This is a genomic window from Puniceicoccus vermicola (assembly GCF_014230055.1).
Classification (GTDB): domain Bacteria; phylum Verrucomicrobiota; class Verrucomicrobiia; order Opitutales; family Puniceicoccaceae; genus Puniceicoccus; species Puniceicoccus vermicola.
In genome coordinates this window covers 17,146-32,808 of record NZ_JACHVA010000107.1, presented here as the reverse complement: position 1 = coordinate 32,808, position 15,663 = coordinate 17,146, and the positions used below count along the sequence as shown (strand labels likewise).

The 15,663-nt window shown below is 54.5% G+C and carries 8 protein-coding genes; 3 read left to right on the top strand and 5 right to left on the bottom strand.

Translation table 11 applies throughout. The features are described 5' to 3' along the window. The 3 genes from tnpA to tnpC form a co-directional block, all read left to right on the top strand. Positions 1-315 (top strand): IS66 family insertion sequence element accessory protein TnpA (tnpA, locus tag H5P30_RS14320; protein WP_185692416.1); only part of this gene is annotated, 315 nt, incomplete at its 5' end. Positions 316-318: 3 nt separating this feature from the next. Further along, positions 319-672: an IS66 family insertion sequence element accessory protein TnpB gene (gene tnpB, locus H5P30_RS14315; protein ID WP_185691969.1), complete on the top strand. Its 354-nt coding sequence runs from the start codon at positions 319-321 to the stop codon at positions 670-672. 35 nt (positions 673-707) lie between these two features. Beyond that, positions 708-2,153 (top strand): IS66 family transposase, encoded by a 1,446-nt coding sequence (gene tnpC, locus H5P30_RS14310; RefSeq protein ID WP_185691970.1) that lies wholly within the window; start codon positions 708-710, stop codon positions 2,151-2,153. A 213-nt stretch (positions 2,154-2,366) separates the two neighbouring features. Here the strand turns inward: tnpC and H5P30_RS14305 are convergent, their stop codons facing one another. The 5 genes from H5P30_RS14305 to H5P30_RS14285 form a co-directional block, all read right to left on the bottom strand. Further along, positions 2,367-5,549: a hypothetical protein gene (locus tag H5P30_RS14305; RefSeq protein ID WP_185693614.1), complete on the bottom strand. Its 3,183-nt coding sequence runs from the start codon at positions 5,547-5,549 to the stop codon at positions 2,367-2,369. A 48-nt stretch (positions 5,550-5,597) separates the two neighbouring features. Further along, positions 5,598-9,392: a sugar-binding protein gene (locus H5P30_RS14300; RefSeq protein WP_185693613.1), complete on the bottom strand. Its 3,795-nt coding sequence runs from the start codon at positions 9,390-9,392 to the stop codon at positions 5,598-5,600. 91 nt (positions 9,393-9,483) lie between these two features. Further along, a complete protein-coding gene (locus tag H5P30_RS14295; protein ID WP_185693612.1) occupies positions 9,484-10,242 on the bottom strand; it encodes a hypothetical protein in 759 nt (252 codons plus the stop codon). 1 nt (position 10,243) lies between these two features. Next, a complete protein-coding gene (locus tag H5P30_RS14290) occupies positions 10,244-14,035 on the bottom strand; it encodes a hypothetical protein (protein WP_185693611.1) in 3,792 nt (1,263 codons plus the stop codon). An 81-nt stretch (positions 14,036-14,116) separates the two neighbouring features. After that, positions 14,117-15,367, bottom strand: a complete 1,251-nt coding sequence (locus H5P30_RS14285) for an autotransporter-associated beta strand repeat-containing protein (RefSeq protein WP_185693610.1) — start codon at positions 15,365-15,367, stop codon at positions 14,117-14,119. Positions 15,368-15,663: the final 296 nt, after the last annotated feature.

Sequence of the window (15,663 nt, the reverse complement as noted above, 5' to 3'; positions counted from 1 at the left end):
TCACGGGGCCGTAAGGTTCTGTCCGATGGCGAACGTGAGCGTTTGCTGGAGGCCTACGAGGGCTGCGGACTGACGCAGAAGGAGTTTTGTCGGCGCGAAGGGGTGAACTACCACACCTTCGTTTCCTGGCTGGGTCAGAGACGCAAAAGCAGGGACCGCAATGGACCTTCGCACCGGAGCGACTTTGTGGAGATGGTCGTTCCCTTCGGATCGGCATCGGAGAGCGGTTTCGAGCTCGATCTTGGTGGAGGGCTCGTGGTGCGAACCGGCGACGAGGACGCTCTGTGGAGGTTAATCGAACGAATCCGGGGGTGAGCGGTGCTCTCGTTACCTCATTCGCTGCGGGTGGTGCTGGCGGTAGAGCCGACCGATATGCGCAAAAGCTTCAATGGACTGTGGGCAGTGGTCGAGCAGCATCTTTTCGAAGATCCCATGGAGGGGAAGCTTTACCTGTTCACGAACAAGGCGCGCAACCGGCTGAAGGCTCTTTATTGGGATGGGACCGGGGCCTGGGTTTTTGCCAAGCGCCTGGAGAAGGGCCGATTCAGTTGGCCTTTGGGCAGTGACGGCAAGAAGCTCAGCCTCAAGCCGGAAGCGGTGACCATGCTCTTGAACGGAATCGATCTGCAAAAAGGATGCGAAAAAGCCTGGTATGAGCGAAAAAGGGATTGACCGTCCGATCTAAGTATCCACTGTATGGATACTCAATGCCGCCTACCTACGACGAGCTTCGACGGGAGAACGACCTGCTCAAGCAGCAGATCGCCTGGTTCAAGCGTCAGCTCTTCGGGGGAGGCAAAAGCGAAAGAATCGACCGGGACCAGGCGTTGCTCGCCCTGGAGGAGATGGAGACCCGGCAAAAGCAAATGGAACGACAGGAGGTCTCTTATATCCGCTCGAAAGCCCGGCAACGTTCCAAGGGTGCCATCGAGCGCTTCGAGAAGGTGCCGGTTGCCGAGACCGTGGAGATCGTCCCCGAGGAGGTGAAAGCCGACCCGGACCTCTACGAGCAAATAGGGGCCGAAGAAACCTTCGAGATCGATATCACCCCGCCGAAGATCTTCAAGCGCCTCATCCGCAGGCTGAAGTTCCGCCACCGCATCGAGCGAAGCCTCCCTCCGGTAGTGGTTCCGGCCCTCGAAAGGCCCGTCCAAGGCAGTTACGCCTCCGCGGGGCTGGTCGGCTGGGTGGTGCTGGGCAAGTATATCGACCATCTTCCCCTTTACCGGCAGCAAAAGATGTTCGAGCGCTGGGGTGCGAAGATCTCCCGCCAGAGCATGGCCGACTGGGTGCAAACGGTAGCCTTCTGGCTCAAGCCCCTCTACAACCACATGCGACAGGAGCTGCTCGAAAGCGGCTACGTCCAAGCCGACGAGACTCCCGTCCGGTTCCAGGATCCCGACAACAAAAAAGGCAAAACCTCCCAAGGCTTCCTGTGGGTCGTCCACAGTCCCGGCCTCGGCGTGGTCTTCGACTGGCGGCTGTCCCGTCGGCACGTTGAAGCAACCCGTTTGCTCGAAGGATTTACGGGCCTTTTGCAGACCGACGGCTACGAGGCCTACAACGCTCTGGTCAAGAACGCTGAAGCCATCATCCATCTGGGTTGCTGGGCCCATGCCCGCCGGGGCTTTTTCAACGCCCGGTCCGACCATCCGAGGGAAGCCAGCCTGATCCTCGGCCTCATCGGCAGGCTCTACGACTTTGAAGAACGATACCGCAAGCAGGGACTCTCTCCGGTCGAGAGAGCCCGGCAGCGGAAAGTGGACCAGGCGCGCATCCTCAAGTGGCTCAAAATCGCGATCACCATCTCCCAAAATCGTTGCCTGTCCCAGTCCAACCTCGGAAAGGCCTGCTCTTACGCTCTGGCGCGCTGGAAATGCCTGTGCCGCTACCTCCATCACGGCGAAGCCGAGATCGACAACAACCTCGTCGAAAACAAAATCCGTCCCTCGGCCATCGGAAAGAAAAACTGGCTCTTTATCGGCTCTCCCGACGCCGGAGAGCGAACCGCCGTCATCTACTCCATGCTCCTGACCTGCGAGATCCACGGGGTCGATCCCCATGCATGGCTGCCCGATGTCCTCACCAAGGCTCCCAAGACGCCCGAAAAGAAAGAGCAAATCAAACTCCTGCCTCATAACTGGCAGCAATGATATAGATGTCGTCACCATCTGCATGTAGCAATGGTGACCATATTGGTTTAGAAGTCGTCACCATCAATACTCGTGGAGGGGGATGAATGTCGGACGCTTACAGTTTTTGGGGGTCAGGCCAAAGACAGAAGGGCATTTGACTGGCCTACGAAAGACTCTTCAAAAGTGAGGGCTTTTGAGAATCAACGGCTATCCGGGTTGCAAATATCGCTATTAATTGCGCGACTTCACTACTACTTCCCTCCCCGGCGGGCTCCCTTCCCCGGTTGGGCATTGATTTCCACGATTGAGATGCCATGGCCCTGAACCGGTTAGACATTTACCAAAAGCGCCGATCAAGTCGCCATCAGCCATCACGGCCTCAATAGAGCCATCGGCATGACGCCGAATCCACCCGGCCCGCCCCGAGAATTCGAATTCCGCGGAATGCTCACGGATAAATTCATCGGAAAGAAATACGTAATCCGTGTAGGTCGACGCCTCGACCTTGAAACCATTCTTTCCGGCAGACGTCACCGTCACTTCCCGATCTTTTTCTTTGGCAAAAACGAGGGCGCGGTAGCAACCGTCTGTTTTGTTGGTCACCCTGCAAAAATGCTGAGCGTGCTTGGGGCGATCCTCTTCCTTCTGAGCGTTCGGAATCATCTCTCCCGTCTCCAGTTGAAAATCCAGTGGGTGTGAAAAGGTTACCATCAAATCCAAAGTAAAACGTCCGTCCGCCCAAAGCTGGTTTCCCTGCCGGTGGACTGGACCTCCCGTAAAGTGGAGATTCCAACGATGGGAGGCTTTCCCGATGACTCGATCGAATAGCACCAGATAGTCCGGCTTGACGTAAAGCATTTGTCGAACTTTCCAAATTTTCGGACCGACTGGATTCCTATCGCCTATGTAAAAATAGGGGGTCTTCTTCCGATCAATCACCCCGTCAATTTGATCAATTTCTTCAAATGATCGCGGATGCCCCCAGAGAAGCTTTTGCGTCACCGGAACCTCACACCGCGTATAATCCACATTGAGAGTGAATAAATGATCAGCCAAATAGCCCCGGCAAGGTGCATCCATTTCGGCAATTTCCACCAGATTATGGGCACCCCCGGTTGTTGCTTCAGGTGTGTATGTGCCATAATCCATGCAAAATGGATCTCCTTTCGCATACCAGTTGAAGGCCGTCTCATCCCCTTCGTAATGATCTTTGGCGAATCCGATCTTCTGGAACAAATAGCTCTCCTTCGGGAAGGTATGTTGGTGACGCATCGATACACCAACCTCATCCATGGTTTCACTCGTTAGCTGTGTCAATGGAGGCACCTCATCCGGCATTTGCGGGGCTAGCACTGCCAATACCGTTCCATAGTGCTCTTTGAGTAGAATCTTCTGCTCAACCCGCTTATAAATCCCAAAGATCTCTCTCCTCAACGCATCGTCCGCATCTAGCCCGGACGCGTAAGCCAGCAGATACTGGGCTTGAATTTGCGGTAGGATCGAATTACCCACCGCCGGCCACGTATAGGTTTCAAAACGTTTATCGTAAGGGCCAAAGAAGCGGCACAACCAACTCACCATCCCTCGGACACGAGCGTCTTGAAAGTAGTTGATGCCATATTGTTTCTTCAACACGTGGAAAGTGATGACAAAATACGATAAGGTATAAAGCGCGTAGTTGATCGACTCCGCCCATGCGCCACTTTTACCGCAATACGCATCGAGCTGCCTCTCGATATCCTCACGCCCCACCCGCAGCCACTCCGCCGCCTCGGGATGCTCCGGCAGCACAACGGCCAGATGAATCAAGGCACACATCGGGTCCGATTGAAAATTCGGCAACGAATTCGTCCAGACCAATCGATCGGGACGATGCTCCCCACCGTAGGTATAGAAATCTCGAACGGACTCCGGATGATTCGGATGCTTCCAGGTCCGCGAATGCGGCCAACGGCCCTCGTCCAGAATCCGTCGAGCCGCGAAGACAAAGTAATGTTCAAATCGTATTCTCTCCTCCCGGCTCAAGGCGTCCACTGATTGTAGCCAATCAAATGCAATGAGGATACCGCGAACCATCCGGCTGAAGCCAATGACGCACTTACTGTAGTCAAACTCCCCCTGTCGCCAGCCCTGAAATTGTCTCACCCACCTCTCGAATCTCGCAAATAGTTTTGTTTTGAGCTCCTCCGTCACTTTCGGCTGGGTCCGAATCATGGCGACAAAAAGCGTCTCCGCGATTGAACAATCCGCCAGCGGCTTGGCGAGGACGGTGTCGCGATAATTTTGCAGGGTGGGATGTGCGTCGATTTGCTTGGTCACGAAGGGATGCAGACCCTCGCCTTCCGGAAAAAAACTCCGTCGGCGCTCGCTTCCCTTCCCTGCCTCCAAAGTACGGGAATCCTCCAAGGCCTGATCCAATCGCAGAGCGTTCCATTCGGCATGCAATCGATGAAAGAGAAACCTCCGTTCGGGTGAACTCTCGACTTCCAGCGGGGCCTTCACCAACAACCACTTCCGCCGTCCAGACACCAGAGAGGCTCGCCATTCCACCTTCCCCTCGGCCGCATAAATCTCCGGCATTCCGTCCGGCGCTTCCTCCCACGAAGCTCCCTCCAGTCCCAGAATCCCCAACATCCCTTCCGATGGCTGCCGGTCGTCAAAAAACGCAAACCAGCCCCGGTTATTCGGGATAAAATATTCTGTCAGCACCGGCATTTGCAACCGACACAAGAGTCCGTCCAGTTGCTCAGCTTCGATGGGTTCGATCGTCGGCTCTTTCTCTGCGTGAAAGTCATCCCAGCTCAAGATTCGCGTCCAACCCTTTTCAGGATTGAGGCGCCATCGAATTTCCGTCCCCATTTCGAGTGAAAAGGTTTCCGTTACTTCGATCCTATCCTCATGCTTAAAGCACCGAAAAGTTAATCGATACACTCCGTCTCGCTCGTCCGTGTACTCAAGATGATAGTCGGTAAAAAGCGGGCCCTCTCCCTCGCAAACCAAGGAACTGCGTAAGGGTGCCGAAATTCCCCAAATTTCTCCCTCCATCCTTTGATTTCCAAAGCGTAGAAAGGGAAAATTTGCCCCCACTTCCAAACAAGCCGCACCGTGACCGATTGGCGTATTGGTTTCGAATTCCAACTCCCGCTTTTCCAACGACCCCGCGTAGTGTTCGGCATCCGAAAAAACCAGTTTCTTTTCCTCCCCGGCCTCGAAACCCAGTTTCAATACGATCTGCGCGCCACGCGAACTTTCGACTCCTGTATATTGAAAATCGTGAAGTTCGCCATCAATATGCAGAAGCAGCGCCGTCCCTACCCTGGTTTCAGGAAGGAAAAGGTTAATGTACTGGGCGCTCCAATCCGTAAAAAGGGGTGCGCTCCAGCGAAAAGTCCGCTGGGGCGTTTTCTCTCTCATTAGGAAGTCTTTGAACGGTTTGCTTTAAAACCATACTTACAATAGAAGTTATTCCACCGTTGCTTCACCCCACTCGGCAGGCTCCAAACGACTCTCATGGGGAATGTCGTTGGTTACATTAGCGGTAAAGCTATTGTTCCGGGCATGAGAACGGGCCGCAGTTCGGGTCCCCTGGTTGTTACCAAAGATATAACCAAGATCCATCTTGATCTTCTCGCCCGGCTTGAGCTCGGTAATACCCAAGGCCTCAAGGGGAATGGTAACCAAAGCCTCAAAACCACCTAAGGTCTTGTGATAAGTAAGTTCAAAATCTTCAAAAACTTCTATCCGGTCGAAGGTCTCGCTGCCGGTCGGCGATTCGAAAACAATCGGCTCACCCTCGAAATCCTTGACCTTGGTTTCATAAAGCATGGCGAACGGCTTGCCATTCTTACGGGTAATCAGAATACGGATATCGCCCGGAGCGGGCGTCTTGCGCGCGGGATCCGCCTTGAGATCAGTAGCGAGCTGGATATCAATGATATTCCCTCCCCGGAAGATAAGCTTACTCTCCGGCTCGGCGTTGGTCAGCTCAAAGGGAGTATCCACGTCAAACTTGAAGTACATATTTTCCGCATCATACGCCACACGAGCTTTGAAGCCACGATTGCTGTCCACCGAACGGCCCACAGGTTGTGATGTTTCCAAAGCACTCTTACCACGCACAATGATCAGGCGTTTGGTATCGGCGATGAAGGCATTATATTCTTCCATCGCTGCTGCAGCCAGTTCGACCTGTTCATTGCTATGATGGTAGATACCCCCTTCTAGATCCTTTACTGTATCGAGATTCAAGACCTCCCAGACACGGCTGTCCTGTCCACCATGAATGATGAAAAATCGATCTTCGCCATCAATATTGAGCATAACGAACTGACCATTTTGCCCCTCTGGCTGACCTTCCTGAGTTCCCTTCTTGTCGGCGCGTCCTCCGACCCGTCCATCCTTTAGAACAGCGGCGACATACATGCCATCATCCCGGAAGATATGGTTGGGGCCGAAATAGGTCATGGTACCAAAATACCTATCGCTCACTCCGCCCATAATACCGGACATACCCCACAAACGGCCAGGGCCGGTAATCGGCATATTCAATGCCTTATGCCAATTAACAATATCGTCATAATACCATTCTCTCTTACCGTCAGGATTCCACTTGCCCAGCATACCACGGTTGAAGGAGTAAAGGTTGCCTTCCTCATCGCGGGCAAAGTAACCATGGCGCACATTGCCACCTTGCACGTTGCCAGAGAAAACAGTCTCCTGAGCCTTTAGCACGTCATAGACAGGCTGACCCGTCTCGGTGATTTCCGTGGGCATAACAAAGGTATTATTGCCCAACCAGAGACCGAGATCCTTCTGCAACCAGGCAAACTTTGTGTGATTGAACTTACCGGGAAATGGCAACACTTCGTCAGGTTGTAGGCATTGATCATTATTCTTATCCTGCCAGAAATAAGAACCGTTGGGATAGGTTTCCGCATCACTATCAATAAAGGGAATCTCAGTCCCCTGATATTCCTCCTGCCCTTTCTCGCGTTTAATAGAAAAGAAAGCGGCGCAGGGTTTGAATAGATCCCCATCGCGGTAGCTCAAAACGGAAAACGGACGGTTTGTGCCCCAGGCGTATTGACGGCCATTCTCAGCAGTAATAAATCTGGTGACACTGGAATACCCGGAGGGTCCGGGTGGCACCATCATGGTAGGCTCTGTCTTGCGCCAGATCGTGGTGTAGGGATAGCCTTTGAGATTCTCCCAATCGAGCTTCCAGAGGACATAGTGAGCAAACATCATGTCTGGCTGGTCTGGATCGATGTAACCATAACCAAAGTAAGCAGAGGCACCAAAGAACTCGTCTACATTTTCACCGCTCTCGGTATCCCATACACTTATCCGCTTGGGGCCATCGGTCGTTTCGGCAACCCACAAGCGTCCCTCGCTGTCGAGCTCCATACCACCAGACATATACATACCGGAACGATCGTAGCGACCCTTGGCAGGGCGACCGCCATCCTTGCCGATGCTCTTCAGATACTTACCGGAAGGATCAAAGACGCTGATATTCTGCAGTTCACCTCTGTTCGCGACATAGATGGTACCGTCTTCCGCAACATCAACACCGCTGGGCGAATCAAGATTCGTTGTAATCAAGTCAACAGACTTCCCTTCTTTTATGGCGACGATCTTGCCTTCGCTGATGACCAGCACCGTACCATCTTTGGCTACGGCCAAGCGCTCCGGGGAAGGAACTGCCAGGGTTTTACTGATACTGCCATCCCTGATGTCAAAGACACCGATAAGATTTCGTTGAGCATAAGAAACATAGAGCTTGCCGTTGGCGCAATCAAGACCGGTGACTTCATTCGTCTCATCAGTGCCCCCTTCTGGTGCAATAAAGGTGGGCTTGCCATTCTCCAGACTCATGGGTCGTGAATCCTTGAGATCCAGAATCTGCACGCTCGGATCGCTGTTAAATCCATGCCCCCCGGCCAGAAAGATGTGCTTGTCATCTGCAGAAACGTAAGTCGCGCTGTGCTTGGAGCCCCACATCTTCTTGCCGTCAAGATCAACGCGGATAATGCCCCAGCCATATTCGCATGCACTCCAGGCCAGAAGCATTCCGTCAGGAGTTGAACAGACCGTACTCGGTCGGCCATGGTCACCACCCCAGCCCCCTTTGTTATCATCCGTGGGGTATGGAGGAGTACCGCTGTTATTTACCGACAGACGCCACTCGGCTTTTATCGGTTCGTGATAGATACCTTTCCATATATACTTGCCAGCGGGGAGCGGAAGTCCCTGATCATCAAGACCGTCCCACATCTCGGTATTTTTTCCAGCCCGACGATATTGCTGCGGCACCAGCATGCGGACAATCTCGCCCTCTTCGCTATAGAGCTGCACCGAAATCTCACTGTCCTCCGGCACATCATAACTGAATTTCAAAGGGAGAGGTTTCTCCGGAGGCATACCGGCGGTTATCATACTCTCGTCGATATTGTTTTCCGGCCAGAAGACCAGCTTGCCCCAGACAGCACTGCTCTGGAAAGAAAATCCCGGGCCACTCATTACGTCATATGCCCAAGCGGCCCCCCCAGCCGTCTTGAGCCCATCCGGACGGCTCCAGAAGACGGCCATGCTCATGGCGAGAATATCATCGGCCTTGGGAACACGCTTCAAATTGAACGTTTCCCAGGGAATACGATACTCGAATGTATAGCCGCCGCCATCTTCCTGCTCCCTGTAGGCCCCACTGTAATACTCATGGGGTATGACGCCGTTTTCCCGCAGGTCAGGTCGAAGAGGCTTGTTAAACTTCATGCCCTGGAACATGGCAAGGCAAGCTTCCTTGCGATCCGTGAAATACCACATCATCAAGGAACCGACCGGGGACTGGTCATGCTGTCTCTTGAACTGGCTATATTTCAGGGGGAGATCTTCATCCGGATCGAGACTGAAAAAGAGCTGACATACGTCGGCGTCCCAGGCTTTCTCTGGATTCGTATTGGGGTCATGACGGTTCATCATGGGGCTTGTATCGCGTACAATGCCGCTGATGTAGAGTGCTTCGTCGTCGTACATCATAGCCGTACGGGCCGACTGCATGTCCTGCGTTTCCGGCACGACGTAAGAGAGAATCTGACCGGAAAGGTCCCAGTCATCAAGCTTGCCATCAATGGTTATCTTGCCTTGAGCAGGAACCGCATAAAGTTGCTTGTTACGCCCTCGGCCGGAAGCAGTGGAAACCATCAGTGCCAAACAGATAAAGGCCACTATTCTATACATTCCAATACGTTTTTTCATATGTTTCTCTCTTATCAAAAAAGGTGAATACCTCATTACTACTGTTATTAATCTCTATTAAAGTTGGCGTCTCTGCCCGATGAAACGGCCATCATGGCGATGGAGCTTTTTGGAAATGGATGCGCGTCAATACAGGCGGGGGATCCAATGGTGGGGGGTAATCCGGATCTTCCATGTAGGGCAGGATCAGAAAGTATCCACGAAGGGTCTCGTTCAGTCGCCATGTGTCGCTGCCGGCCAACTTCCAGTCGTCACTTACGCGCACTGCGGTACGGACCATGTTGTGGCCCGACCTAATGGAAACCAGTTGGGTGGTTCCGGCCGCGATCTTGTAAATGTCATCATGGAAGGAGGCAGCGACATTGGGAAAGGAGCTGAGGTTGGCGATCAGGCAGGTACCCGCTCCAAAATCGTCCGGAAGTGGCACCACCACAGAAGAAAACCGAGTGTCGGCCTCTTTCGGTTCAAGAGGCCGTGCCACCACTATGTATCCCGGGGAATCCCCTTCGAGCTCGGCGCTGAGTACGGGCACCCGGATCGGCGGCGTTCCCTCCGGCGCGTCGGGAGGCGGAGGGATTTTGCGGAACAGTACGAGTTCCCCGTTGGGAGGGATGGCCAAGGGCCGGGACAAGCCGCGGCCGACGCGGATCGACCTGACCGACGAAGTGTCGGATCCGGTCTGGTAGTACAGCCCGGTATAGCTGCCCACGATAGACATAATCTGAAACGTGGGGGGCGGGTCCTCTTGAGGAGTCGCCGAACCGACAGCAGAACTTTGCTGGGATAGACAAAAGGCGAACATACCGATGGCAAGTGCCTTGAGGAAATGAGAGGGTGTACTTGGAGTCATATCAGATCTCCGAGGGGTTGAGATAGCGGAAAGAGATGATCTCGAACCGGCGTCCGAATGAGGCGCTGAGTGGCCCCAGCGAGGATATAGGAGCCTCGGAGGGCTCATTACCGATGTATCCCGGCATGCGCTGAACCACGGCCTCGCACCACGCCCGGCCTTCGACTACGCCGGTAGCCGGATTTTGTTTCTCCCCGTAGGTGCGGATGGTGAAGGTATCGGACCGGGCGCTCAACAGAGGGCCAAGCGAAGACAGGAGATCCGCCTGCGTTAATTGGAGGGGGCTCATGGCCCAAGGGGCTTTACTGATCTCTCCCCGTCCCGTTTCAGTTCCACCCATGAAATGATCACTGTCCCATAGGTAGTCGGCGGCATAGTAGCTCGACGAATCGAAGGACGTGACCTTGCCGCCCAATTCGTCGATCAGGAAGTCGGGGTTCACCTGGGCCACTGCGGGATCCATGTTGTCGAGTCCGGCCTGGAGAGTGCCCTTGATTCCGGCGGGTTCACTCGGATCAGAGAGGGGGCGGTTGACGAAATCAGCGAGGGAAAGGAATGGGCCCCGGAGACGAATCTCATTGACAATGGAGCGGGCGAGTTCATTCACGACGGCCTGCGGGGAGCTGTTCCCGGGAAGGTCTGGCGTGTTGAGGTACAGCCCTCGGTTGGCCATTTGTATCATGGCCCGGATATCGCCCCCCCCTTCGCTTGGTAAGGTCATGGTGCTGGTGAATCCGCTGTAGGGGCCATCGTCCACGGCCAGTGCAGTCAGGTTCCTGCTGAACCGGGGATATGGGATCGAGGTTTCGACGTTATCGTCGGATTCGGCATAGTCACTATTCTGGGGCAACCCGCTGGGGCCAGCCAGAATCGCACGCCAAGCCTGCTCGGAGGTCGAGTTGATATTAAAGGCCCCCTGCACCATCAAGTTGGCGGAGGCCTTGTCGTAAGCCTGGTTGTTGCCGGAACCGGAATAGCGCACCTCCTCTGGTGTGGTGTCCTCGTATACCACGGTCATTCTGGAATTGGGCAGGACGTCCCGGACGGTATTCAGGGCAGCTGGAATCCCGGAGACAAAATAGCGATCCCACATGGCCCGGTTCAACAACCAGGGTAGGTCGTAAAACGGATCGCTCGCGGGGGTGATGACCCCGTTGGTGACCAAATCTCCGGGGCGACGAACCCCATTTTCCCGATAGGTGCTGTCCCGGGCGATCCGCAACGGAGCATAGGAATTCGCGAAGGGATTGATGCCGTGGAAACTGTAACGCGCCCAGGGAACATGCTGGAGCTGTCCCAGGGATAACAGGCGGTCGGGCGAGGGGAGCAGATCAAAGAGAACAGCGCGCAGATTCTTCATGGAGCCCGGGTTTTGAAAGCCAAAACTGTAATGGGGACTGTCTAACAAAATACCGGGGTATGGGGGACTGTTAACCTCGGGCCTTCCGCCACTAATTACGGCTCCGAAGGGCCTCGCGGCATACCGCGGACCTGAATCGCCAAGACTTAGGGCATTGTCGTTTTCGTACGCAGTTCCCATAATGTGGGGAGCACGCAGGTTGGCGTCCGCGAGGTAACGGATTGTTTTGCCCCAGGCCTGCCCGGCCAGGGGGGATTTGGCCCAATAGCCACCTTTTTCGTTCAACGCCGCGTACCTCCAGGCGGTTTTGGCCTGGGGTGATTCATCCATCACCCGGTCATAAATGGACTGGGGGATGGATTCCGCCTCATTCACGCAAAACCTCTGGTATTTGACCCCCTGAACGACCATGGTCATAATATTATATGCGGCGCTGCGGAACCGGGGGAAGTTGGTGGCCCAGTCGGTGGAGGACAGGTCCCCTGCATCAGCGAGGGTAATCGAGGATTCCATGTATCTCAGACTGGTGGGATTGTTGTGGGGATTGTTGGCGGCTCCTTCATTTCCGTAGAGTATGATGTGGTCGTTCGGGTCGGCGAACACTCCGGGAAAATTCCGGGGGGGGAGTGTGAAGTAGTTGGTGATCTCATCCTGGATGCTGTCGACCCGGTGAAGTTCGGGTGGATTGGCATGGCTGTATTCGTTCACCGCGAAGGAGGTCAGCATGTAGGCAAAGCGCTGCCCAGGTAGAATGTCCTGTTCCGTTCCGTGTTGATCCTCTGCGCTGATCCGAAGCCTCAGGAACGTATCGGGTTGCGACTGGGAGGCTTCCGAGTCCGGGTAGATGCGCATGGCATTCAGGTCGATGTAGCCCACCGTGTCGTAACTGTCATTACGGTCTTCGTCTTCGTCGGGGTCGTAGGTGGCGATGTCGATATCCTTGACTCGGATCTGGAAGGTGTTGCGGGCATCGGTTGCGCCGCTGTATTTCCCGAAGCGGATCCCCACATCATAGTCGGCGGCCTTGATGGGATAGGAATAGGGGTTGAAAAGCACTACCATCGGGTACAGGGCAAAGGTGACCTCGCGGTCGCCGCTGCCGTTGTCTTCGCTGAGCATATAATTCATACCCACCGCCGCGAACTGGATGACCGGGGCAATGCCGGCGGTGTGCGCCTGCACAGTGCTAGTGTCGACGACATCGGAATCCGGGTCGGGGTTCGTGCGGGCCCAGGCGCGGAGCTGCCCCCAGGTAGGAAGATTTTGTTCGCCGGGGTTGACCGGGGGAAATACCGGGTCACTGTCCGCCGGTCGGTAGTCGAAGTTGGTGGAGGTGTCGGCGAGGTCGGCAGTGAGGTCCTTTTTCAAGCCACCGGCATAGGTGTCGGACAGGATGCCGTAGGAATAGGTGGTGATGTCGTGGAAGCGGTTTGGCAGTCCGGCGGCGAGGTTGGCCTGTGCGGCCGCGTCCGCCCCCACCAGGGGGAGTTGGTCCTGGGTGAGAACCTTACCGAGTAAGGGGGACTCGGGGGCGTAGCCAGTGAGCTGCGCGGTGCCGGCAATATCCTGATCCATGAATTCAACCCCGGAGCGCTGGGAAGTGATGAAACTGTTAATCTGATCGTTGGATTCCCCAGTCAGTTGATAGCCGTTCTGTAGGTCGATGCGGGCCTTGACGCCCTCGTCTCCCACCCACCATGCGTAGCGGCCTCTCACCTGACCGTCGGCTTCCAAATCAACCAGAGGAGCCACCACGTAATTTCCCCGATCAAAGCTTTCCTGAGCATGCGCGGGACTCCCGCTCGAAACGGTATTGGATCCAACGAGTACGACGCCCTCCACTACCCCACTTCCCGATGAGAAGCCAGGTCGGGAGAACGCATCACTGCTCGCTCCAAAACCCTGAACGGTCGTGGCCGGAGAAAAACGACTGGCAGTATCGGGAACGACGCCCCCTCCGAGCAACTGCTCATAACGGGTCGACTCGTTTCCACTCACCAACCAGTTCAAAAGAGCTGGCTCGGTGTCATCGGCATCGATCTGATCCGGAGTTAAGGCATAGCTGATATCCGGATTCCGGTTTCCCCAGACACCGGTCCAATAGCGCGTCCCGGGCTGAACATTGATCCCATTCGGAGAGGATGTTGCGACCCCCTCGGAATCGATGTCAGCAACCAGATCGGCCGGGGCCGTAATTCGCTGGTCCGGGCCGGCCAATCGTTGGAGATCTCCTACGGCGAGCGCCAAACCCAATTGGGTATTCGCCCGAGCCAGTAACTTCTCCTGATCTCGCTGCAGCGTGGATGATTCGACCCTCAACATCCCTCCCAAAGCGAGCAGTAGGAGCAGCATAAAAGCCATAAGGGCAAGAGCGATGATGAGGGCAAATCCGCGCTTATGCCTGGGCCGACGACACTCAGATTTTTTCAACATAAACCCGGCTTCCAAAACTGAATTTTCAGCTCGAGAGTTCTTACAGATCTATCCATGGATACCTCCCATATTATACACCTATTAAGCCATCCGCGCCAATAGAAACGGCCAAGTGCCAACATCCGTTCGGATGCATTCGTCACGCAACTGCCGACGCAGTCCACACTTTCGCTCTACGTAATCCGGATCGTCGGCCAGATTATTCATCTCGTATGGATCACGCTCCAGATTGAAGAGCAGTTCCGCCCCATCTTCGTAAACAGCGTACTTCCACTGTCGCGTCACCAGGCCGCCGCCTTTAACCGTGGTGGTGCCGGTGTAGGTGCTATCGGTTTCGGTGAGGACGAGGAACCCGGCGTTCGGATCCGCCCAGTATCCCACTTTTTCGAGACCGCTGCCGCCCGTGGATTCGTCGATGCCTCCAGTCAGGCTAACCTTCCTGTTGGCGTCCTTGAATCCGATGGTGGTGTCCGAGGATAAAGTGAAAACCGTGGTTTGGCTGGTGAGGGTGCCGGTGAAAGCGATGGCACCGCGCTGGTTGGGAGCGAAGGCGCTGCAATCCGCACCCTGCCCACCCACAGTGATTTGCTCGCCATTACTGGGATTATTCTCAAACACGAGAGTGGCACCAGATGCCACGGTCGTGCTCCCAGTCGTGTTGCCCAAAGCACTGCCGAGTTGACTCTGTGCAATCAACGCGCCCTCGTTCACAAAAATATCTCCAGAAAACCCCGATCCGTCCCCCCGAAACGTAGCCCTGCCAGCCCCAGTCTTAGTGATATCGCCCGAACCCGTCAGAGCTCCGCCAAAACCAAAACGAATATCGGCAGCACCGGCACCAGAACTGGTCGAATGAAGCTCCAGATTGTAGACTCCCATCGAAATATTGGCTGCATTCGCATTCAACGGTCCGAAGGTCAGAACTCTATCGTTTGCCAGCGTATTGGAAAAAGTTTGGTCAGCGGTCAAAATGAGACTGGATTCAATGGTGGTATTCCCACTACTCACCAGGAATATCCCGCCGCTGAAAGAAAGTGCGTTGTTGTCTTCACCGACAGCATTTAGAATTGCATTGGCTCCTCCGTTAAACGTAAGCGACCCGAGCGAAAGCCCGACGGTATCGTTCGTCATAGATATGCTTTGTATCAATGTGCCGAAGCTGAGATTGTCTCCATCGGCAATGGCGGTGTTACCATCCCAGTTTACTTCGTCTGTCCAATTGTAAGGCGCACCTGCCTCTCCATCAAATATGCGGTCGGCCGCCTTGATTGTGGACCGGGGAATGAAAAGGGAGACAAGAGAGACGCGGAGGCAGATATAGGTCAGTCTCATAGTAGTTATCTGGGGTTTGATCTTTGGGGTCACGGGAACGAAGGAGTGTTTAGAAGCGATCAATTGTATTCGGTAAAGAGATAGAGGGTGTCCGAAAAGGTCGATCTGAGGAGAGAAATATCTCTCGGCAATCTGTAAGCCTTACATTTTAACCAAATCCTGTAAAGCTTAATTCTCACCTCCTCTCAAAACTGAAACATCTCCCATATATATTTATATATATATCTATTATTCAGGTTTTTATCAATTGCCAAAGAACAGCGCCAAAAACAAATTTTTCGTCACACATTGTAATC